23 protein-coding genes are annotated in these 20,961 nt (G+C 73.4%); 15 read left to right on the top strand and 8 right to left on the bottom strand.

The genetic code is table 11. From position 1 onward, the window contains the following. Positions 1-135 precede the first annotated feature (135 nt). Positions 136-1,935 carry a bifunctional metallophosphatase/5'-nucleotidase gene (locus tag AB0O91_RS34465; RefSeq protein WP_363441693.1) on the top strand — a complete coding sequence of 600 codons (1,800 nt, stop codon included), beginning with the start codon at positions 136-138 and terminating at the stop codon, positions 1,933-1,935. A gap of 69 nt (positions 1,936-2,004) precedes the next feature. Here the strand turns inward: AB0O91_RS34465 and AB0O91_RS34460 are convergent, their stop codons facing one another. The 5 genes from AB0O91_RS34460 to AB0O91_RS34440 all read right to left on the bottom strand — a co-directional run bounded on the left by AB0O91_RS34460 (position 2,005) and on the right by AB0O91_RS34440 (position 7,614). After that, positions 2,005-3,489, bottom strand: a complete 1,485-nt coding sequence (locus tag AB0O91_RS34460; RefSeq protein WP_363441691.1) for a HAMP domain-containing sensor histidine kinase — start codon at positions 3,487-3,489, stop codon at positions 2,005-2,007. Continuing rightward, a complete protein-coding gene (locus AB0O91_RS34455) occupies positions 3,486-4,256 on the bottom strand; it encodes a response regulator transcription factor (RefSeq protein ID WP_363441689.1) in 771 nt (256 codons plus the stop codon). The genes AB0O91_RS34460 and AB0O91_RS34455 overlap by 4 nt, the downstream gene beginning before the upstream one ends. Positions 4,257-4,363: 107 nt before the next feature. Continuing rightward, positions 4,364-5,557, bottom strand: coding sequence for a trypsin-like peptidase domain-containing protein (locus AB0O91_RS34450; protein WP_363441687.1), 1,194 nt, complete (start codon positions 5,555-5,557; stop codon positions 4,364-4,366). Between the two features lie 129 nt (positions 5,558-5,686). Next, positions 5,687-6,745: a LacI family DNA-binding transcriptional regulator gene (locus tag AB0O91_RS34445; RefSeq protein ID WP_363441685.1), complete on the bottom strand. Its 1,059-nt coding sequence runs from the start codon at positions 6,743-6,745 to the stop codon at positions 5,687-5,689. A 137-nt stretch (positions 6,746-6,882) separates the two neighbouring features. Further along, a complete protein-coding gene (locus tag AB0O91_RS34440; protein ID WP_363441683.1) occupies positions 6,883-7,614 on the bottom strand; it encodes a response regulator transcription factor in 732 nt (243 codons plus the stop codon). Between the two features lie 644 nt (positions 7,615-8,258). On the opposite strand from AB0O91_RS34440, the gene AB0O91_RS34435 reads away from it, so the two are divergent. The 7 genes from AB0O91_RS34435 (at position 8,259) to AB0O91_RS34405 (ending at position 12,939) form a co-directional block, all read left to right on the top strand. Further along, positions 8,259-8,552 carry a MoaD/ThiS family protein gene (locus AB0O91_RS34435; RefSeq protein WP_363441681.1) on the top strand — a complete coding sequence of 98 codons (294 nt, stop codon included), beginning with the start codon at positions 8,259-8,261 and terminating at the stop codon, positions 8,550-8,552. Between the two features lie 5 nt (positions 8,553-8,557). Further along, positions 8,558-9,967 (top strand): hypothetical protein, encoded by a 1,410-nt coding sequence (locus AB0O91_RS34430; protein ID WP_363441679.1) that lies wholly within the window; start codon positions 8,558-8,560, stop codon positions 9,965-9,967. 142 nt (positions 9,968-10,109) lie between these two features. Further along, entirely contained in the window at positions 10,110-10,832 is a 723-nt protein-coding gene (locus AB0O91_RS34425; protein WP_363441677.1) for a DUF2993 domain-containing protein, read from the top strand. A 248-nt stretch (positions 10,833-11,080) separates the two neighbouring features. Further along, positions 11,081-11,161 carry an Ms5788A family Cys-rich leader peptide gene (locus AB0O91_RS34420; protein WP_353652343.1) on the top strand — a complete coding sequence of 27 codons (81 nt, stop codon included), beginning with the start codon at positions 11,081-11,083 and terminating at the stop codon, positions 11,159-11,161. A 238-nt stretch (positions 11,162-11,399) separates the two neighbouring features. Beyond that, positions 11,400-12,236, top strand: coding sequence for a sulfurtransferase (locus AB0O91_RS34415; RefSeq protein WP_363441675.1), 837 nt, complete (start codon positions 11,400-11,402; stop codon positions 12,234-12,236). Between the two features lie 36 nt (positions 12,237-12,272). Beyond that, entirely contained in the window at positions 12,273-12,563 is a 291-nt protein-coding gene (locus AB0O91_RS34410; RefSeq protein ID WP_030059605.1) for a DUF1416 domain-containing protein, read from the top strand. A 64-nt stretch (positions 12,564-12,627) separates the two neighbouring features. Then, the gene (locus AB0O91_RS34405; RefSeq protein WP_363441673.1) at positions 12,628-12,939 is read left to right on the top strand and encodes a DUF3099 domain-containing protein; all 312 of its coding nucleotides are present in this window, start codon (positions 12,628-12,630) and stop codon (positions 12,937-12,939) included. Here AB0O91_RS34405 and AB0O91_RS34400 read toward each other — a convergent pair. Beyond that, positions 12,933-13,295 (bottom strand): DsrE family protein, encoded by a 363-nt coding sequence (locus tag AB0O91_RS34400; protein ID WP_363441672.1) that lies wholly within the window; start codon positions 13,293-13,295, stop codon positions 12,933-12,935. The genes AB0O91_RS34405 and AB0O91_RS34400 overlap by 7 nt on opposite strands. 369 nt (positions 13,296-13,664) lie before the next feature. Here AB0O91_RS34400 and AB0O91_RS34395 point away from each other — a divergent pair, with 369 nt between their 5' ends. From AB0O91_RS34395 to AB0O91_RS34385, 3 genes are all read left to right on the top strand, one after another. Next, positions 13,665-14,249 carry an FABP family protein gene (locus tag AB0O91_RS34395; RefSeq protein ID WP_363441670.1) on the top strand — a complete coding sequence of 195 codons (585 nt, stop codon included), beginning with the start codon at positions 13,665-13,667 and terminating at the stop codon, positions 14,247-14,249. 139 nt (positions 14,250-14,388) lie between these two features. Next, positions 14,389-14,853, top strand: a complete 465-nt coding sequence (locus tag AB0O91_RS34390; RefSeq protein WP_363441668.1) for a Fur family transcriptional regulator — start codon at positions 14,389-14,391, stop codon at positions 14,851-14,853. 10 nt (positions 14,854-14,863) lie between these two features. Further along, the gene (locus tag AB0O91_RS34385; protein WP_363441666.1) at positions 14,864-15,835 is read left to right on the top strand and encodes a folate-binding protein; all 972 of its coding nucleotides are present in this window, start codon (positions 14,864-14,866) and stop codon (positions 15,833-15,835) included. 18 nt (positions 15,836-15,853) lie between these two features. On the opposite strand, the gene dtd is transcribed toward AB0O91_RS34385, so the two are convergent. Continuing rightward, positions 15,854-16,294: a D-aminoacyl-tRNA deacylase gene (dtd, locus tag AB0O91_RS34380; protein ID WP_350509234.1), complete on the bottom strand. Its 441-nt coding sequence runs from the start codon at positions 16,292-16,294 to the stop codon at positions 15,854-15,856. 520 nt (positions 16,295-16,814) lie between these two features. Here dtd and AB0O91_RS34375 point away from each other — a divergent pair. The 3 genes from AB0O91_RS34375 (at position 16,815) to AB0O91_RS34365 (ending at position 18,741) form a co-directional block, all read left to right on the top strand. Continuing rightward, a complete protein-coding gene (locus tag AB0O91_RS34375) occupies positions 16,815-17,423 on the top strand; it encodes an ABC transporter substrate-binding protein (RefSeq protein WP_363441664.1) in 609 nt (202 codons plus the stop codon). Positions 17,424-17,495: 72 nt separating this feature from the next. Next, complete coding sequence (locus tag AB0O91_RS34370) at positions 17,496-18,455, top strand: asparaginase (protein ID WP_363441662.1); 960 nt, start codon at positions 17,496-17,498, stop codon at positions 18,453-18,455. A gap of 76 nt (positions 18,456-18,531) precedes the next feature. After that, positions 18,532-18,741 (top strand): dodecin, encoded by a 210-nt coding sequence (locus tag AB0O91_RS34365; RefSeq protein ID WP_363441661.1) that lies wholly within the window; start codon positions 18,532-18,534, stop codon positions 18,739-18,741. Between the two features lie 84 nt (positions 18,742-18,825). Here the strand turns inward: AB0O91_RS34365 and AB0O91_RS34360 are convergent, their stop codons facing one another. After that, the gene (locus tag AB0O91_RS34360) at positions 18,826-19,317 is read right to left on the bottom strand and encodes an inorganic diphosphatase (RefSeq protein ID WP_363441659.1); all 492 of its coding nucleotides are present in this window, start codon (positions 19,315-19,317) and stop codon (positions 18,826-18,828) included. Between the two features lie 76 nt (positions 19,318-19,393). On the opposite strand from AB0O91_RS34360, the gene dacB reads away from it, so the two are divergent. After that, entirely contained in the window at positions 19,394-20,890 is a 1,497-nt protein-coding gene (gene dacB, locus AB0O91_RS34355; RefSeq protein WP_363441657.1) for a D-alanyl-D-alanine carboxypeptidase/D-alanyl-D-alanine-endopeptidase, read from the top strand. Positions 20,891-20,961: the final 71 nt, after the last annotated feature.

The raw sequence follows: 20,961 nt of genomic DNA, 5'->3' as shown, positions 1-20,961 counted from the left end.
CAGGTAATCCTCTCGTTACGTCGGACCTCCTGACAGCTACGCGCGTTGACCCTAGGCTGCACTCGCGCAACACATCGCCCACGCACCGGTGCCCTCCGCCGCCGCGTGCTCCTCCACAGTGCAGGGGAACCTCTCATGCTCACCGTCAGATCCCGACGGGCGGCGTTCGCCGTCGTCGCCGCCGCAGGTCTGTTCGGCACGGTGGTCGTGCCGACGGCCGCGCAGGCCGCCGATGCCAACGCCAAGCGTCACAAGACCGTCAACCTCCAGCTGCTGGCGATCAACGACTTCCACGGCAACCTGGAGCCCCCGGCCGGCTCCTCCGGCACGATCAAGGAGGTCGACCCGGCCACCGGCCAGACCGTCTCGACCCCGGCCGGCGGCATCGAGTACCTGGCCACCGAGCTGCGCAAGGCGCGGATCCCGGCCGACGACTCGATCACCGTCGCGGCCGGCGACATCGTCGGCGCCAGCCCGCTCACCTCGGCCCTGTTCCACGACGAGCCGACCATCGAGGCGATGGACAAGCTCGGCCTGGACGTCACCTCGGTCGGCAACCACGAGTTCGACCAGGGCGCGGCGGAGCTGCTGCGCAAGCAGGACGGCGGCTGCCACCCGACCGACGGCTGCTACGAGCCCGGCCGCACCTTCAAGGGCGCGAACTTCAACTACCTGTCGGCCAACGTCACCGACGAGAAGACCGGCAAGCCGCTGCTGGCGCCGTACTGGGTGACCAAGTCGCAGGGCGTGAAGATCGGGTTCATCGGCGTCACCCTGGAGGGCACGCCGAACATCGTGACGGCGGAGGGCGTCAAGGGCCTGAAGTTCGCCAACGAGGTCACCACGATCAACAAGTACGCCGCGGAGCTGAAGGCCAAGGGCGTCAACTCGATCGTCGCGCTGATCCACGAGGGCGGCTACCCGGCCAGCGGCGTCTACAACTACGACTGCGGCCCGGCCGGCCAGGGCGTCTCCGGCCCGATCGTCGACATCGCGAAGAAGATCGACCCGGCGGTCGGCGCCATCGTCACCGGCCACACCCACAACGCGTACTCCTGCGCCATCCCCGACCCGAACGGCGTGCCGCGCTCGGTGACCAGCGCCGCCTCCTTCGGCCGGCTGTTCACCCAGATCGACATGAAGCTGGACAAGACCACCGGCGAGATCGTCCGCCCGTCGGTCAAGGCCGAGAACCACGTGGTGCGCCGCACGGTCGAGAAGGCCCCGGACATGACGGCGCTGATCGACCACTACTCCAAGCTGGCCGCCCCGAAGGCCAACCGGCCGATCGGCTACATCGCCTCGGACATCAACGGGCGCGGCAGCGGCGACCTGGAGAAGCCGCTCGGCGACGTGATCGCGGACGCGCAGCTGGAGGGGCTCGCCCCGGCCGGCAAGGGCGGGGCGCAGGTCGCCTTCATGAACCCCGGGGGGCTGCGCTCCGACCTGGTCTACAAGGCCTCGGGCGGTGAGGGCGACGGGGTGGTGACCTACGGCGAGGCGTTCACCGTCCAGCCGTTCACCAACATGATGCAGGTCAAGACGCTGACCGGGGCCCAGCTGGTCCAGCTGCTGCAGCAGCAGGTGAGCGGCCTCAACGACGCGGCGCCGAAGATCCTCCAGGTGTCGAACAACCTCCACTACACCCTGGACATGCGCAGGACCGGCGCGGACCGGGTGGTCCTGGACTCGATCCGGCTGAACGGCGCCCCGGTCGACCCGGCCGCCTCGTACCGGGTCGCGGCCAACGAGTTCCTGGCCGGCGGCGGCGACGGCTTCCCGGCCTTCGCGGCCGGCACCGACAAGCTCGTCGGCGCCTCCGACCTGGACGTCTTCACGGCCTACCTGACGGCCCACAGCTCGGCGGGCGCGCCGCTGAAGGCGCCGGCCCAGGATCGGATCAAGATCCTCGGCCCGGGCAGCGACATCGACTGACCGTGAGCCGTACCTGAGGACGGGCGGGGCGCTGTCGGGGCGCCCCGCCCGTCTCGTTGTTCCCGGCGGCTACTCGGGGGCGGGGCCGCCGGGAAGTCTCACGGTCGCCAGCGCGCCCGGTCCGCCGTCCGCGGCCGGGCCGAGCGTGACCTCGCCGCCCGCCTCCCGGACGCTCTGCGCAACGATCGACAACCCCAGGCCGGAGCCCGGGAGTTGACGGGAGGAAGGGGAGCGCCAGAACCGGTCGAAGACGTACTGCAACTCGTCCGGCGGGATGCCGGGGCCGTGGTCGCGGACGGTCAGCACGCCCTGGTGGAGGCGGACCTCGATGGTGCCGCCGGGCGGGCTGTACTTGACCGCGTTGTCCAGCAGGTTGATCACCGCCCGTTCCAGGCCGGCCGCGTCGCCGTGCGCGTACCAGGGCTCGGTGGCCACCTCGAAGACCAGCCCGGGGCCGCGGAGCTTCGCGCGCTCGACCGCCCGGCCGGCGATCTCGTGCAGGGCGACCACGGTGAGGTTGGGGCCGGCCTTGGGGGTGTCGGGGCGGGAGAGCTGGAGCAGGTCGCCGATCAGCACGGTGAGTTCCTGCATCTGGGCCTTCATGTTGCCCAGCAGCTTGGTCTTGGTGGCGGGCGGGAGCGGGCGGCCGGTGTCGTCGCTGCGGATCAGCAGGTCGACGTTGGTGCGCAGCGAGGTGAGGGGTGTGCGCAGCTCGTGGCCCGCGTCGGCGATCAGCCGGGTCTGCCGCTCGCGGGAGTTGGCGAGGGCGGTGCTCATCGAGTTGAACGAGGTGGACAGCCGGGCGATCTCGTCGTCGCCGTGCACCGGGATGGTGGTGCCGACCTCCTCGGTGCGGGCGATGTGCTCGACGGCGTCGGAGAGTTGGTCGACGGGTTTGAGGGAGGAGTGGGCCACCAGGCGGCCGGCGACGGCGGCGAGCAGGATGCCGCCGAGGGAGACCGCGCCGAGCAGGACGGCGAGGCCCTGGAGGGATTCCTCGATGGGCCGGGTGGGGGTCGCGACCATGGCCAGGACCGGGCCGTAGGTGTGGCTCGGGAGGAAGGAGATGCGGACGACAGCCGGATCGCCGTTGGTGTAGTGGCCGTCGCGGATGATCGACTGGCCGGTCTTGAGGTGGTAGGCCTGGGCGTCGCTCGGCTGGAGCACCACGGCCCGGCCGAGGCGCACGGGGAAACAGACCTGACCGGTGTTCGCGATGACGAACTGGACGTCCCTGAGCGGGGTGTTGTTCTCGGTCGACGAACCTCCCTGCGCCGTCGGCGCCTCCTGCGGCGAGGAGGCGCAGTACATGAGCCCGGGAACCTTCTGGGGCTGCGGGGAGTCGAGCAGCTCCGTCCGGACCTGGCCGTACAACTGCTTCTCGACGATGAACCAGCAGGCCAGCGCCGACATCGCGATGGCCACCGCCACCGCCGCCGCGCTCAGGAAGGTGAGGCGGCCGCGGAGCGAGCGGGAGCGGTACCAGCGGACCAGGCGCGCGCGGCGGCCGGGACCCCGCGGCGGAGCCAGGGGCGGGGGCGGAACCGTGCTCACGCGCTGGTGCCGGCTGCCGGGCGCAGGGCGTAGCCGACGCCTCGTACGGTCTGGATGAGACGGGACATGCCGCCCTGCTCGGTCTTGCGGCGCAGGTACATCACGTACACGTCCAGGGAGTTGGAGGACGGTTCGAAGTCGAAGCCCCAGACCGCCTTGAGGATCTGTTCGCGGGTCAGGACCTGGCGGGGGTGGGAGAGGAACATCTCCAGCAGCATGAACTCGGTGCGGGTCAGTTCCACGGCCTTGCCGCCGCGGGTGACCTCGCGGGTGGCGGTGTTCATCCGTAGGTCGGCGAAGGCGAGCACCTCGCTGTCGTCCTCGACGACGGCGCGGGCGGCGGCCTCGGTGGCGAGCGCGTTGCGGCGCAGCAGGGCGCGGACGCGGGCGAGGAGTTCGTCGAGTTCGAAGGGCTTGGCGAGGTAGTCGTCGGCGCCGACGTCGAGGCCGGTGACGCGGTCGCCGACGGCGTCGCGGGCGGTGAGCATCAGGACGGGGACGGTGTCGCCGCGGGAGCGCATCCGGCGGACGGCGGTGAGGCCGTCCATCCGGGGCATCATGATGTCCAGCAGGACGAGGTCGGGCTTGTCGCGTTCGACGGATTCCAGGGCCTCGTAGCCGTCGGTGGCGGTGGCGACCTCGTAGCCCTCGAAGGCGAGGCTGCTCTCCAGGGCGTCCCGGAGGGCGGGTTCGTCGTCGACCACGAGGAGCCGGGCGGAGGGGTGGCCGGCCTCGGCGGGGGTGCGGTCGTCGGCGGACGGGGTCATGGGCTGGTGCCCTTTCTCGTCGGGTGGAGGGCCTGCTGGGTCTGCTGGGTCGTGCTGGTGGCCATTGTCCGCCGTGCGGACGTTCGCCGGTTCCTACGGATTGTGGCTCACAGGCTCTGGCCGGATTCGAGCTTCGGCAGGACCTGCTTGATGTCGTTCATCGGGATGGCGAAGCCGAGGCCGACGCTGCCGGCGCTGCTGCTGCCGGAGGAGCTGGAGCCGCTGGGCGCGTACATCGCCGAGTTGATGGCGATGACCTGGCCGTTCGCGTTGATCAGCGGGCCGCCGGAGTTGCCGGGGTTGAGCGCCGCGTCGGTCTGGAAGGCCTTGTAGGTGGTGGTGTCGCCGCTGCTCTGCTGTTGCTGCTGGGCGCCGCCGCGCAGGCCGGGCAGGCCGGGCAGGAACGGGAGGCCGAAGCCGCCGTTGCCGCTGGTGGAGCCCTCGTCGAGCTGGACGGTGACGTCGCGGTTCTCGGCGCTGATGATGCCGGAGGTGACGGTGCCGGTGAGGCCGTCGGGGTTGCCGATGGCGACGACCGGGTCGCCGACGGCCATGGTGGAGGAGTCGCCGAGGACGGCCGGGGTGAGGTTCTTGGCGCCACTGGCGGTGACCACGGCGACGTCGAGGTTCTTGTCGGTGCCGGTGACCGCGCCGGAGGCGGTGGAGCCGTCCTTGAAGGTGACGGTGATCTGGCCGCCGTCGGAGGCGGTGGAGATCACGTGGTAGTTGGTGAGGATCTGGCCGTCGGTGTTCAGGACGACGCCGGTGCCGGTGGCGGTGCCGGTGCGGTCCTTGACGGTGATCTGCACGACGCTGGGCGAGACGGCGGCGGCGATGGCGGGCACGTCGGCGGTGCCGTCGGTGCGGGCCGAGACCGGGCTGGCGATGGTGCCGACCCGGGTGTCGCCGGACTGGCGGTCGGCGGCGATGACCCCGCCGGTGACGCCGCCGATGACGGCGGCGATCGCGGCGACGGCGGTCACCATGGCGAGCCGGCCGCGCAGCAGCCCGCGCCGGGCGTGGCCGCCGTGGTTGCCGGGGCCCTGGGGGTCCGAGGGCTGCCCGAGCAGGGTGGGCGGCTCCGGCGGCATCGGCGGCGGGGGCGGCGTGGCGCCGAAGGCGTTGCCGGAGTGGTCCTCGCGGTGGCCGTACCCGGCGTACGGGTCGGTGCCGCCCCGGGGGTGGCCGTACCCGGGCTGCGGGTCGGTGCCGCCGGTGCCGGAGCCCAGCACGGTGCCCTCGATGACGCGGGGCTCGTACTGGCCGTACTGCTCGCTGGGGTTGTGCTGCTGTTCGCTCATGCCGACCAAGTTCCGCCCGGTGGATGAGGGCCGGATGAGAAGCGGCTCAGAAGGGTCCGAGAACCCCGTTGACTTCTCATAAAGCCTGGTCAGGCGACCACTGGAGCGGAATCGGCGGTTCCGCTCCGGCTACTGCGCGGCGGCCCGGCCGGGGGCGGCGCCGTCGCAGCCGCAGGAACGGCGGATGACCAGGCGGGACGGGAACTTGCGGACCCGTTCGGTGTCCGAGCCGGGCACCATCAGGGAGTCGTCGAGCACCAGGTCCACGGCGGCCCGGGCCATCGCGTCGCGGTCGGAGGCGACGGTGGTCAGCGGCGGGTCGGCGAGGGCGGCCTCGGGCACGTCGTCGAAGCCGGCCACGGCGAGGTCCTCGGGGACCCGCAGGCCGACCTCGCGGGCGGCCCGCAGCACGCCGATGGCCTGGTCGTCGGTGGAGCAGAAGACGGCCCGCGGGCGGTCCGGGGAGCGCAGCAGGTCGAGGGCGACCTCGTAGGCGCCGTAGCGGTGGAAGGGCGCGTCGACCAGGTGCGGCGCGGTGGGGACGCCGTGGGCGTCCATGGCGCGCTGCCAGCCCTCGACGTGGTCGATGACCGGGTCGCCGGGGGCGGGGGACTCGACCGGGCCGCCGAAGCAGGCCACGTACGGGTGCCCGTGCACCTCCAGCAGGTGGCGGACGACGGCCTCGGCGCCGCCCACGTCGTCGGTGACCACCGCGACGTCGTCGATCGCCTCCGGGCGGCGGTGCAGCAGCACCACCTTCGCCCCCTCCATCGCGGCGAACTCCTCGGCGGCGCGCTGCGAGGGGCCCTGGCTGACCAGGATCAGGCCGGAGACCCGCATGCCGAGGAAGGCACGGACGTAGTGGACCTCGCGGTCGTCGACGTAGTCGGAGTTGCCGATCAGCACGAGCTTGCCGCGCTCGGAGGCGGCGCGTTCGACGGCGTGGGCCATCTCGGCGAAGAAGGGCTGGCGGGCGTCCGGGACGACCATGCCGATCAGGTTGGTCCGGCGGGAGGCCATCGCCTGGGCGACGCTGTTCGGCCGGTAGCCGAGCTGCTCGATCGCGGCGAGGACCTTCTCCCGGGTCGCGGGCGCGACCGGGCGCGGACCGTTGTTGATCACGTAGCTGACGACCGCGGTCGAGGTCCCAGCCAGTCGGGCTACATCGTCGCGCGTCACCTTGGCCACGGGGGGAGTCTACGCGTGTGGCCCCCGGGGCGGCAGTGGGACCTGGGGCCGCTCCGGGGCCGGTTCCGGGCGCGCACCGGGAGCAATCCGGACGAGCCGGGCGGGGGACGGCCCGCCCGGCTCCGCCCGGTGCGGCGTCAGGCCTCCAGCGGCGCCGCGGGGCGCTGGGCGAGGTCCGGACGCTCGTTCTTCTCGGACTTCTCCGGGACGACGAAGCGGTAGCCGACGTTGCGCACGGTGCCGATCAGCTGCTCGTGCTCGACGCCGAGCTTGGCGCGCAGCCGTCGGACGTGCACGTCCACCGTCCGGGTGCCGCCGAAGTAGTCGTAGCCCCAGACCTCCTGCAGCAGCTGGGCGCGGGTGAAGACCCGGCCGGGGTGCTGGGCGAGGTACTTGATCAGCTCGAACTCCTTGAAGGTGAGGTCGAGCGCCCGGCCCTTGAGCTTGGCGGAGTAGGTGGCCTCGTCGACCGAGAGGTCGCCGGTGCGGATCTCCATCGGGCTGTCGTCGGTGGCCACCTGGAGCCGGCCGAGCGCGAGCCGCAGCCGGGCCTCGACCTCGGCCGGGCCGGCGGTGTCCAGCAGGACGTCGTCGATGCCCCACTCGGCGGTCACCGCGGCCAGCCCGCCCTCGGTGACCACGAGGACCAGCGGGCAGCCGATGCCGGTGGAGCGCAGCAGCTGGCACAGGCTGCGGATCTGCGGCAGGTCGCGCCGCCCGTCGACCAGGATGACGTCCGCGCTGGGGGTGTCCACCAGCGCCGATCCCTCGGCGGGGGCCACCCGGACGTTGTGCAGCAGCAGGCCGAGGGCCGGCAGCACTTCGGCGGACGGCTGCAGTGCGTTGGTGAGGAGGAGGAGAGAACTCATACCCGGTGGTCCCCTTTCCGGGTCGTCGCGGTCGCGTCCCGGCTGCCGCCGCAGTCGGAGGACGCCGAGGGGAGGGGGAAGGACGCCCGGGCGGTGTCGGGGGAGCGCTCGGCGCGTCGGGGGTCCCGCAACCCCCGGCGTGCCGTTCCTGCCCTGTTCATCCCGCGAACCCTCCGGTCTGGTCCGGTCCCGGGTGGCGGCCCGGCGCCGGGTGGCGACCCCGCCGGTTCGGCACGTCCTTGTGCCGCGAGAGGCGGGGCGGTTCGCGCGGTGCGCCGGGGGTGGGCCGACGAATCGCACGAACGTCCGTACTGGCGTCCTGAAAGCACAAAAGGACCCGGGGGCGACTCTGCCCGGATCCCTCTTGGTGGTCGAGAATAGCCGACCCGCCCGCGGGCCGGGAGTGCGCGAATCCGGCGGTTCGCCCAATCCGGGCGCACGCCGGGTGAGCCTGGACACAGCTTCGAGCGCCGTTCCGGACCGGTCCGGCCAGGGCGATTGCCGCCCGGACCGGCGGACACGCCATCATGGGACGCACATCGGCGGCGCCGCCGGGATCCACCGTTCGGGTGGTCCGGCGGGGCCCGGTGGCGAGCCGGACCGGGGTCCCGGGGCCGGGCGAGACGAACGGAAGGGGTGGCCCGATGGGCGCGACCACCGAGCCCGCGAGCGGCGCCCGGGCGCGCGGGACGATCCGCTACTGGGCGGCGGCGAAGTCCGAGGCCGGGCTGGCCGAGGAGCCGTACGAGGCGGTGACCCTCGCGGAGGCGCTGGCGGCGGCCCGGGAGCGGCACGCCGACCGGCCGAAGCTCGTCCAGTTGCTCGGGCACTGCTCGTACCTGGTCGACGGCGCCCAGGTGGGCGGCCGCGACCACGCGGCGGTGGCCCTGACCGAGGGCGGGACGGTCGAGGTCCTCCCGCCGTTCGCGGGAGGCTGAGCGGCGTGACGGACATGAACGACCCGAACCACGGCGGCGGCTACGGCACCTGGCCGCAGCAGCCCCAGCCGCCCTACCCCCCGCAGCACCGGCAGCCGCAGCAGCCGCCGCAGCACCCGTACGGCTATCCGGTGGACGACGAGGCGGCGACCACGCTGCTGCCGCCGGTCCCGCCGATGGACGACGCGGACGCGACCACGCTGCTCCCGCCCGTTCCGCCGATGGACGACGCGGCGACCACCCTGCTGCCGCCGGTCCCGCCGATGGACGACGCGGCCACCACCCTGCTGCCGCCGGTGACGGCCTCCGGCGCGATGCCGGTCGCCCCGCCGCGGCACCCGGGGCAGCCCCCGGTGCAGCTGCCGCCGGTGCGGCAGCCCGCGCCGCAGGCCCCGCACCCGCAAGCCCACCCGCAGCACTCGCAGCAGCCGCAGCAGCCGTCCCGGGCACGGCACCGGGCCCCGGCGGCACAGCAGCCCGCCCCGCACCAGGCCGCCCCGCACCAGGCCGCGCCGGTCGGGCCGCCCGGGGTCGGGATGCCGCCGGGCGCCGGAGTGCCCCAGGGCGGGTTCGGCTTCGACCCGCCGACCATGACGCTCAAGCGCCCGGACGTCCCCGCCGTCCCGCCGCAGTCGCCGCCGGGTCAGTTCGGCCTGCCCGGTCAGCCGGTCCCGGTGGCCCCGCAGGCCGCCGCCCCGGCCGCCCGGACCGGCTCGCCGATCATCGACCCGGGCCTCCAGCCCGCCCTGATCACCGCCGCCGCGGCCGCGCTGCTGGCCGGCGGTGCCGCGCTGGGCCAGGTGGCGCTGGCCCTGGTGGTCGCGCTGCTGCAGCTGCTGACGGCGGCCGGCTGGTTCCGGCTCAACGGCATGTGGCCGGCCCGGCAGGGCATCCTGCTCGCCGCGCTGGCCGGCCTCATCGCGGACGCGGCCGTGCTGCTGGCGGACGCGGACAGCGGTGCGGCGGCCGTGGTGGGCACCCTGGGCGGGTTCTTCCTGCTGGTGCTGGTGCTGCAGACGTTCCGCCCCTCGGACCCGAAGGAGCGGTTCTACGCGCTGACCGTGCTGGGTTCGGCCACCGTGGTGACGGCGCTGTGCACCACGCTGCTGCTGGCCGACTGGGTGCCGGCCGGGGTGGGCGCGGTCGCGCTGGCCACCCTGCTGGCGGCGGCTCCGCTGCCCGGCCCGAAGCAGTTGGGCCCGGTGCTGGGCCTGGTCGCGGCGGTGCTGCTGGGCTTCCTGGTGGGCGCGCCGGTGGCGCTGGGTGCGCTGGCCGGGCTGGGCGCGCTGGTCGGCCGCCGGGTCGCGGCGTACGACTTCCCGTCCCGCTTCGTGCACCTGACGGCGGGCGTGGCGCTGCCGCTGGCGGTGGCCGCGCCGCTGATCTGGCTGGGCACCGGTCTGCTGGCCGGCTGAGCCGGGTACGTCACACCCGCGTCCCGCCCCGGAACCACCTTCCGGGGCGGGACGTCGTACGGTCGTGCGGCCCGAGCCGTGCCCGGGGCGGTTCCCCGACGGGACGGCGACCGGACCAGAGCGGACGACGACGGGGGACACGATGCGCGGATGGCTGAAGGCGACGATCGCCCTGGTGGTGCTCTCCGGGCTGCTGGTCGGCGCGGACCGGATCGCGGTCGGCGTGGCCGAGGACGAGGCGGCCGACCAGTTGGTGAAGAGCGGCCGGATGAGCAAGCGGCCGGACGTCACGATCGAGGGCTTCCCGTTCCTCACCCAGGTGCTCTCGAAGAAGCTGGACGACGTCCGGGTCTCCTCGGACGGCATGACCGTGCAGAACGACGGCCGGCAGGTGGCGCTGCACTCCTTCCGGGCGACCCTCTCCGGGGTCGGGGTGAGCGACAACCTGAACAGCGCCACCGTGGACAGCGGCGCCGGCAGCGGAGTGATCACCTACCAGGACCTCGCCCAGCTGCTGCCCCCCGCCTCCCAGCTGATGGGCGGCGCCCCGCTGCCGGGCGGCGCCAACGCCCGGCTGAGCCTGTCGTACGGCGGCCCGGGCAAGGTGAAGGCCGCGCTGGGGCCGGTCTCGGTCGGCGAGGCGACCGTGCACAACCAGGGCAACACCATCACCGTGGACGGCCTCAAGCTGAGCTCGCTGGCCGAGATGTTCGCGGGGCTCACCAACCGGAAGATCGAGCCGGCCAGCTTCACGCTGGACTCGATGCCGGCCGGGCTGAACCTGGCCGCCAAGGACGGCGTGACACCGCTGCCGGACGGTCTCCAGCTGTCCTTCGAGGGCAAGGACGTCAAGCTGCTGGGCTGACCCACTCGGCCCCCGTCGGCCCCCGTGCCGGTGGGGATCCACGGGAGGTGCCCGTTCCGCTCCGCGAGACGCGCTGTCCAGCGCGGACCGCGGAGCGGTGCCGTTTCCGCCCGTTGTGCGCCGTCGCCGGCGGCCCGCCCGCCGTCCGGCGGGCCGCTGCCACGGCAAATCCCAGGATGCGGTCGTTTCGATCCCGCCATTCGATACGCTGATGACAGCGGGCCTCCGGTGTCCCTAGCATCGTCAGCATGAAGCGACAGACGGATCTCACGAAGCGGCGGGCGGTCGACCTGTGCCGCGTGTCCGCCTGTCTGTGTCGAATGCGCTGAGTCGGCGTCCTGGCAGGGCGATTGACGCCCGCCGCCGACCTTCCGGTGATCCCGTCCGGCCCCCTGGGCCGCTGGTCGCCCTCGTACTCCGAAGTTCCCCGCCCGGCGTCCCGGCTTCGCTCCTCCGTCCCACTATTCGGACAGGAATTCGGACCGCACCCGTTCGGGCACCCCGGCAGCACCTGTTGAGCAGCACCTGCAGCACCTTCCGCACACCGCCCCCGGATGGAGAACCACCATGAGCCGCAGCGACGTCCTGGTCGACGCCGACTGGGTCCAGGCCCGCCTGGACGACCCGAAGGTCGTCATCGTCGAGGTCGACGAGGACACCTCCGCGTACGACAAGAACCACATCCGCAACGCGGTCCGGATCGACTGGAAGAAGGACCTCCAGGACCCGGTCCGCCGCGACTTCATCGACCAGGCCGGCTTCGAGGCGCTGCTCAGCGCCAAGGGCATCGCCAACGACGACACCGTCGTGCTGTACGGCGGCAACAACAACTGGTTCGCCTCCTACGCCTACTGGTACTTCAAGCTGTACGGCCACGGCGACGTCCGCCTGCTGGACGGCGGCCGCAAGAAGTGGGAGCTGGACTCCCGCGACCTGGTCGCCGAGGTCCCGGCCCGCCCGGCCACCGCGTACACGGCGCAGGCCGCCGACGCCTCGATCCGCGCCTTCCGCGACGACGTGCTCGCCGCCATCGGCAACCTCAACCTGGTCGACGTCCGCTCGCCCGACGAGTTCTCCGGCAAGCTGCTCGCCCCGGCCCACCTCCCGCAGGAGCAGTCGCAGCGTCCGGGCCACGTGCCGAGCGCCCGCAACATCCCGTGGGCCAAGAACGCCAACGACGACGGCACCTTCAAGAGCGACGAGGAGCTCAAGGCGCTGTACGAGGCCGAGGGCATCGACCTGGCGAAGGACACCATCGCCTACTGCCGGATCGGCGAGCGCTCCGCGCTCACCTGGTTCGTCCTGCACGAGCTGCTCGACCAGCAGAACGTGAAGAACTACGACGGTTCCTGGACCGAGTACGGCAGCCTGGTCGGCGTGCCGATCGAGCTCGGCAACAACTGAGCCCCGGCTCGACCCGTAAGTCAGAAGGAGACAGACATGTGCGGTGCGAAGGCCGGCGGCCCGGACCTGGCAGGAGTTGACGTGGCGAACGAGACGATCATCCAGGGTTCGGTGACCCGCGACGGAGAGCCGGTCAACGGCTACGTCCGGCTGTTGGACGAGGGCGGCGAGTTCACGGCCGAGGTGCCCACCTCGGCGACCGGCCAGTTCCGGTTCTTCGCCCGCCCGGGCAAGTGGACCCTGCGCGCGCTCGTCCCGGGCCAGACCGTGGACCGCCAGGTGGTGGCCTCCCAGGGCACCGCCGTCGAGGTCGCGATCGCGGTCTGACCGGGCCGGACGATCACACCGGGGCCCCTGCCGGGCAGGGGCCCCCGGTCGTACCGTGGAAGACGTGCAGACGAGGCGTCGGCGGCGCTACTACTACGCCATGATGGGCGTGTGCCTGGGCCTGTTCGTACTGGCCTGGGGCGTGGTGCGGTTCTTCTCGGTGGGAGCCGCGGTGGGCCTGTGCGTGGTCGCGATGGTCATCCCGCCGACCGCCGCGGTGTTCGCCAACAAGCGGGACCCGGACGACGACTGGTGGAACGACCCGCGCTGGGACGACCCGAAGTGGGACGACCCCGGCCACGACCGGGACCACCCCGACCACGGCGGGGACGACGGGCCCGGCAAGGGCGGGGCCGGCGGCCCCCGCGGTCAGTAGACGAGCGCCTGGACGCCGTCCGCCATGATCTCGCTGACGAAGACCTGCGCGCCCGCGATCCGGACGCCCTCGACGGTGTCCTTCTGCTCGATCCCGCGCCGGGCCGCGCACTGGGTGCACAGCGTCACCGAGCCCGACTCCAGGATCGACTCCAGCAGGTCCGGCAGCGGCGCGGCGTGCGGCAGTTCGAACTCCGCGGCCTTGCCCGGCAGGGCGAACCAGGAGGACTCCCCGGTCAGCCAGAGCGAGACCTCGATCCCGCTGGCGACGGCCACGGCCGCCACCGTGAAGGCCTGCGAACAGCGCTCCGGCGCGTCCGCGCCGGCGGTGACCTTGATGACGAGCTTCTTCGACATGGCGCCACCTTAGAGGTCCCGCCGCCCCCGTCCGCCGTCATCGCAGAATCCCTTGGGTAAACGTTGGGCCCCTTGGGCAAACCTTGGACGGCGCCCCCGGCTCCGGCGCGAAATCCGACGTGGTGGGGCTCACCGCGACCGCCCGGACCCCGCCGGATAGAGTGGGCGCGAGCAAAATCCACCACACTGTCGCCGCCTGGGAGCCCCCCGTGTCCGGTCTGGAAATCTTCTTCGACGGTCTGCTGGCCCTGATGGCCGTGCTGATCACCTGGTTCGCCATCTTCTCGGTGATGAAGCTGTACCAGGGCCAGCGCTGATCCTCCCGTACGGTTGAGGCAGACCGCACCGACCACGACAGCGACCAGGAACATGATCGAGATCCCCTCTGACCTCCACAAGGACGTCGTCCCGCTCGCCTTCCTCCTCGGCACCTGGGAGGGCGCGGGCGTCTATGACTTCCCGGGCACGGAGAAGTGCAACTTCGGCCAGGAGATCGTGATCCGGCACGACGGCCGGCCCTTCCTGGAGTTCCGCTCCCGAACCTGGGTGCTGGACAACGAGGGCGAGAAGGTCCGTCCGCTGGAGAACGAGCACGCCTTCTGGCGCATCACCAGCAACCACGACGGCACCAGCGGCGCCCGCGGGATCGAGATCTCCTCCGTCCGCGACGACGGCACGGTCGAGATCTGGTACGGCGAGCTCGCCGACGGCAAGCCGCAGGTCGACGTCTCGACCGACGCGGTGGCCCGGATCGAGGGCTCCCCGGAGTACTCCGGCGGGAAGCGGCTGTACGGCTTCGTCAACAACGAGCTGCTCTGGGTCGGCGAGAAGGCCGCCCCGAACGTGCCGCTGCGGCCGTACATGTCCGCCCAGCTGAAGAAGGTGCTCAGCCCGGCCCAGCTGATCAAGGACATCAACGACCTGCCGGACGACGGCATCGCCTTCTTCCAGTAGGCACCGCCCGCCGGGCACCGGCCGGCAACCCGGCCGGAACCGGACGGAGCCCGCACAATCCGTGCACGAGGTAGGGACCGGCCCCCGGCCGGTCCCTACACTTGCCTCAGGACCCCCCGACCTTGGCAGGGACAGAACCGTGGCGGACACCGGAACCACCGACTGGCAGCTCTCCGGCGACTGGAAGGCCGACCTGCGCGAACGCGGCTACCGGCTCACGCCCCAGCGGCAGCTCGTGCTGGAGGCCGTGGACGTGCTCGACCACGCCACCCCCGACGACATCCTCTGCCACGTCCGCAAGACCGCCAGCGGCATCAACATCTCCACCGTCTACCGGACCCTGGAGCTGCTGGAGGAACTGGGCCTGGTCTCGCACGCCCACCTCGGCCACGGCGCCCCGACGTACCACCTGGCCGGCCGCCACCACCACCTGCACCTGGTCTGCCGGGACTGCGAGAAGGTCACCGAGACCGGCACCGAGATCGCCCAGCCGCTGATCGACCGGCTGCGCGAGCAGCACGGCTTCGACACCGACCTCAAGCATTTCGCTATCTTCGGCCGCTGCGCCGACTGCGCCGCCGGGCAACCGGACGGCCGGTCGTAAGCTGGCCGGTATGACCGGTGTGAAGAGCCCGCTGCTTGCCCTGCCCGGAGCCGTCCCCGCCGAGGGGGCCGACGAGGGCGTCGCCGCCCACTACGGCGACATCTTCCGCGAGCAACGGAACCTGTCGCGGGGCACCGGCTTCGTCGACCTCTCGCACCGCGGGGTCCTCACCGTCACCGGTGCGGACCGCCTCGCCTGGCTGCACCTGCTGCTCACCCAGCACGTCAGCGGGCTGGCGCCGCAGCACGCCACCGAGGCGCTGGTGCTCTCCCCGAACGGGCACGTCGAGCACGCGCTCTACCTGGTCGACGACGGCACCACCACCTGGGCGCACGTCGAGCCCGGCACCCAGCAGGCGCTGGTGGGCTACCTGGAGAGCATGAAGTTCTTCTACCGGGTGGAGGTCGCCGACGCGACCGCCGAGTACGCCGTGGTGCACCTGCCGGCCGGCTCCACCGGCTCGGTCGAGGGCGTCGCCGCCGTCCGTGAACTCCCGTACGGGCGCGACCTGTTCGTACCGCGCGCGGAGCTGGCGGAGCGCACCGCCGGGTTCGGCCCGGCGGCCGGGGTGTGGGCGTACGAGGCGCTGCGGATCGAGGGCCACCGGCCCCGGCTCGGCTTCGAGACCGACCACCGGACCATCCCGCACGAGGTGGACTGGCTGCGCACCGCCGTCCACCTGCAGAAGGGCTGCTACCGCGGCCAGGAGACCGTCGCCCGGGTGCACAACCTGGGCCGCCCGCCGCGTCGGCTGGTCTTCCTGCACCTGGACGGCACCGAGGAGACGCTGCCCCCGCACGGCACCGAGGTGCGGCTGGCCACCGACCCGGACGGGCGGTCGCTGGGCTTCGTGACCTCCTCGGCCCGGCACCACGAGCTGGGGCCGATCGCGCTGGCGATCGTCAAGCGGAACGTCCCGGTGGACGCGGTGCTGCTGGCCGGGACGGTGCCGGGCACCCAGGACGTGATCGTCCCGCAGTGACGGCCGCGGTCCGCGGGCTCAGACCTCGACCAGGACGGTGAACGGGCCGTCGTTCACCAGCGCCACCTGCATGTCGGCGCCGAACCGGCCGGTCTCCACCTTGGCGCCGAGTGCCCGCAGTTGGGCCACCACCTCGTCCACCAGCGGCTCGGCGACCGGGCCGGGGGCGGCGGCGGTCCAGGTGGGGCGCCGGCCCTTGCGGGCGTCGCCGTAGAGGGTGAACTGGCTGATCACCAGCAGCGGACCGCCGATGTCGGAGCAACTCTGCTCCACGCCCTCGCCGTTGACCGGCAGGATCCGCAGCGTCCAGAGCTTGCGGGCCAGTTGGGCGGCCTTGGCCGGGGTGTCCTCGTGGGTCACGCCGACCAGGACGCACAGCCCGGGCCCCTCGATCGCGCCGACGGTCTCTCCGGCCACGGTCACCCGGGCCTCGGTCACTCGCTGCACCACTGCTCGCATGCCGCCATTGTGCCGGAGCACCGGACGGCCCCGGGGCGGCTCCGGGGAATCCGTCGACACGGCCGCCCGCCGGGCCCGGGGGAGGGGACGGTGGCGTGCGCGAGGGGCGCGCAGAACCATGGCGTGCGCCGTGTGGCGCGCGCCTGCGCAGGGTCGGGCGCCGCTCTTCCAGCGGAAAGGCCCGGTCATATCAGCCACCCCCGTTCGCCAGGGGGCCGTTCGGGTGCACGGGCGGTGCGCACGCGCCTGGTGGGGTGGCACGCTGGGGAACCGTACGAAGGCCCGGCGCGCCTGGAGGTCCGCCGCACCGGGTCGGGGTTCGGCCGGGCGGTCGAGCCGGTAGGTCAGGCGTTCTGTCGGGGTCGCCCCGGCGGGTGGTCCCGGCCGGGGAGCGGAACCCTTCGGGGCCCCCGGGCGTGCCAACGGACGGGACGCGCGGACCCGTCGGGGGACGGGCCGGGCCGGCGGCAGGGACGGAGTGCCGCGAGCGGGCGGGATCGGACGACGGCAGGTGGGTTGGATGATGGACGCGAGCAGCGCGACGTGGAGCCCCTCCGGGCGGGTGGCACAGGCCCCCGGGGCCCCGGTCGGCCCGGACGGCGAGCCCGACCTGGAACGGCTGGGCCTGGACCAGCTGCGGATCCTGCGCCGGGAGACCCTGGAGCAGGAGGCCGACCTGTCGTACCTGCGGCGGCTGCTGCACGGGCGGATGGACATCCTGCGCGCCGAACTCGACCGGCGCCCCGGCGGCGGCCCGGCGCGGGCGGTCCGGCCGCCCGGCGAGGAGCCCGGCGGCGACCTGCTGGACCGGCTGCCGGCCATCCTGACCGACGCCCCCTCCACGGTGCGGCGCTCGGCCCGGCACGTCACCCTCGGCCCGCCGCGCACCCAGGAGTCGCAGCTGGAGGCGGACGCGCTGATGGGCGACGTCCAGCTCGCCGACCTGGCCGCCCACCCGGCCGAGGAACTGCTGGCCGCCCTGGAGCGGCTGCGCGCCCACGAGCGCGAGGTGTCGGGACGCCGGCAGCTGCTGCTGCGGACGGCCGACGGTTGCAACGCCGAGATCACCCGCAGGTACCGTGATGGGGAAGCACGGGTCGACGACCTGCTCACGGAGAGGCCGCTCTGACCGGGTGAGTCGTCGGGGGTGGGTGGGGTCCGGCTTCCTCCCGGCCCACCCTCGCCCCCGGAAGGCTCCCCGATGCCCCAGTCCGCCACCCCGCCCGTGCTCGCCGAGGTCATACGCTCGGGCTTCACCGAGGGCCGTCACCACGGCTCGCTGGTCCTGCTCGCCGCCGACGGCTCGGTCGAGTTCGCGCTCGGCGACCCCGACGCGCCGGTCTTCCCCCGCTCGACGGCCAAGCCGTTCCAGGCGGTGGCCACCCTGCGGGCCGGGCTGGCGATCGAGGGCGAACTGCTGGCACTGGCGGCCTCCAGCCACTCTGCGGAATCGTTCCACCTCGACGGCGTAAGGGCCATCCTCGGTTCCGCCGGCCTCGACGAGTCGGCCCTGCGCACCCCGGCCGACCTGCCGCTGGACGAGACCGAGGCGGAACTGCTGCTCGCGGCCGGCGGGCGGCGCGCCCCGATCCTGATGGACTGCTCCGGCAAGCACGCCGGCTGGCTGGCCGCCTGCGTCGCCAACGGCTGGGACACCGACGGCTACCTGGACCCGGCGCACCCGATCCAGGCCCTGGCCCACCAGGCCCTGGCGGAGGGCACCGGCGAGACCCCCGCGCACAGCGGGGTGGACGGCTGCGGCGCCCCGCTGCTGGCCGTCACGCTGACCGGTCTGGCCCGCGGCTACCGCGGCCTGCTGCTGGCAGCCGAGGGCACCGCGCCGCGCCGGGTGGCCGATGCGATGCGCGCCCACCCCGAGTACGTGGCCGGCACCCGCCGGGCCGACACCTGGCTGATGCGGGCCGTCCCGGGCGCGCTGTCCAAGATGGGCGCCGAGGCCGTCCAGGTGGTCGCGCTGCCGGACGGCCGGGCGCTCGCCTTCAAGATCGACGACGGCTCGGAGCGGGCCCGCGGCCCGGTGCTGGCGGCGGCGCTGCGCCGGCTCGGGGTGACCGGTGCCGACGACACCGTCGAGCGGATCGGCGCGGCCCCGCTGCTCGGTGGCGGCGTCCCGGTCGGGCAGGTGCGGGCGGCGTTCTAGCGTCCGTCGGGGTGCGGGCGGCTCCCGGGCGGTGCACGGTGGACCGGGGGCCGTCGCACAGCTGAGGGAGTCCGCCATGACCGACCACGTGTACCGGGTGACCGAGATCGTCGGGTCCTCGACCGAGAGCGTCGACGCCGCGATCCGCAACGGGGTGGAACGGGCCTCCCGGACGCTGCGCAACCTCGACTGGTTCGAGGTCGGGCAGGTCCGGGGCCACCTGGAGGACGGCCGGGTCAAGCACTACCAGGTGTGCATCAAGGTCGGCTTCCGGCTGGAGGACTGAGTCCCCGGACATGACAGGGGCCGGGCCGCGGACGAATCCGCGGCCCGGCCCCGAAACTGTCCCGACCCGGGTCGGAACGACGGCTCAGTGACCGCCCTGCTCCGCGAGGCGCTTGACCGAAGCGGTGACCTCGGCCTCGGCCTCGGCGCGGCCGACCCAGTTGGCGCCCTCGACCGACTTGCCCGGCTCCAGGTCCTTGTAGACCTCGAAGAAGTGCTGGATCTCCAGGCGGTCGAACTCCGACACGTGGTGGATGTCGCGCAGGTGCTCCCAGCGCGGGTCGGTCGCCGGGACGCACAGCAGCTTGTCGTCGCCGCCGGCCTCGTCGGTCATGTGGAACATGCCGATGGCACGGCACTTGATGAGGCAGCCCGGGAAGGTCGGCTCGTCCAGGATGACCAGGGCGTCCAGCGGGTCGCCGTCCTCGCCGAGCGTGCCCTCGACGTAGCCGTAGTCGGCCGGGTAGCGGGTCGAGGTGAAGAGCATCCGGTCGAGCCGCAGACGGCCGGTCTCGTGGTCGACCTCGTACTTGTTACGAGAGCCCTTCGGGATTTCGATAAGGACGTCGAACTCCAACGGTGCCTCCAAGGTAGGGACTGACAGAATCCAAGTGTCTCCTACGGGAGTGAGTGCTCGGGAAAGGGGCCGGTCGGTGGGAGCTGGGGTGGGGGCGGCGCGCCGTCGCAGGGGGACGGCGGCCGGACTGTTCGGGGCGGCGCTGCTGGTCGTCGGAACGGTGCTGGGAGCGGGCGGTGCGTACGCGCAGCCGTCCCCCACACCGGGCGGGCGCAGCACGGGGCAGGGCAGGGCCGAGTCGCCCTCCGCCGTGCCCGGTGGCGGCGGCTCCCCGGCCGCCCGGCCGGTGCCCGCGACGGGCGCGGTGCTGGCCGGCGCCGAGAACGGCCCGGACACCGCCGTCCCCACCGCGCAGGGCCTCCAGCAGGCGCTCGCCCAGGCCCTCGCCGACAGGAGCCTGGGCACCGTGACGGTCGCCGTCGCGGACGCCGTCGGCGGTCAACTCCTCTACGGCTCGGGGGAGAACACCCCGGCCACCCCGGCCTCCACCACCAAGCTGGCCACCTCGGTCGCGGCCCTGTCGGTGCTCCCCGCCGACAGCCGGCTCACCACCCGGGTGGTCCGCGGCGCGGACCCGGGCACCGTCACCCTGGTCGGCGGCGGGGACCCGACGCTGACCGCGCTCCCCGCCGACCAGGTGCAGATCGGCGGCCGGCCCGCGGATGCCGACACCGCGCCCGCCTCGCTCGCGGAGCTCGCCCGGCAGACCGCGGCCGCCCTCAAGGCGGCCGGCACCGGCACGGTCAGGCTGGACTACGACCTCTCGCTGTACAGCGGCAGCCCGCAGCACCCGACGAACCCCGACAACCAGAACATCGCGCTGGTCGTCCCGCTGATGGTGGACGAGGGCAAGGTGGACCCGAAGAGCCGCGACGAGGCCCCGAACCGGGTCGCCGACCCGGCCCGCGCGGCCGCCGACGCCTTCGCCGGGCTGCTCGCCGCCCAGGGCGTCACCGTCGAGGGCAAGGCCAGGCCCGCGGACGCCCCGGCCGCCGCCGACGCCCCGGTCCTCGGCCGGGTCGACTCCCCGACCGTCGCCCGGCTGGTCGAACGGCTGCTGACCACCTCCGACAACCAGCTCGCCGAGGCGATGGCCCGTCAGGTCGCCCTCGCCGGGCACCAGCCGGCCGGCTTCGAGGGCGCCGCGACCGCCGTGACCCAGGAGCTGACCAGGCTCGGCGTCCCGATGGCCGGTGTGGCCCTCAACGACGGCAGCGGCCTGCACAACGGCAACACCATCCCGCCGCTGACCCTGGTCCGGCTCCTCTCGCTGGCCGCCTCCGAGCAGCACCCGGCCCTGCGCCCGGTCCTCACCGGCCTCCCGGTCGCGGGCTTCACCGGCACCCTCGACAAGCGCTACGGCGCCGGCTCCGGCGCCGCCGACGCGGCCGGCCTGGTCCGCGCCAAGACCGGCACCCTCAGCGGCGTCAACACCCTGGCCGGAACCGTCGTCGACGCCGACGGCCGGCTGCTCGCCTTCGCCGTCATGACCCGTACCGCCGCCCCCGCCGAGACCGCCCGCGCCGCGATGGACCGCATCGCCGCCCGCCTCCTCTCCTGCGGCTGCCGCTGACCCCCGCGCCACCGCCCGGGCCGGGCCGCCCGCAGGACCGGGCGGGCGTTCCCGTCGGGTGACTGCCGTTG

It is taken from the genome of Kitasatospora sp. NPDC089797, assembly GCF_040684795.1.
In the GTDB taxonomy this organism is placed as follows: domain Bacteria; phylum Actinomycetota; class Actinomycetes; order Streptomycetales; family Streptomycetaceae; genus Kitasatospora.
This window is presented reverse-complemented; position numbering and strand designations above follow the sequence as displayed.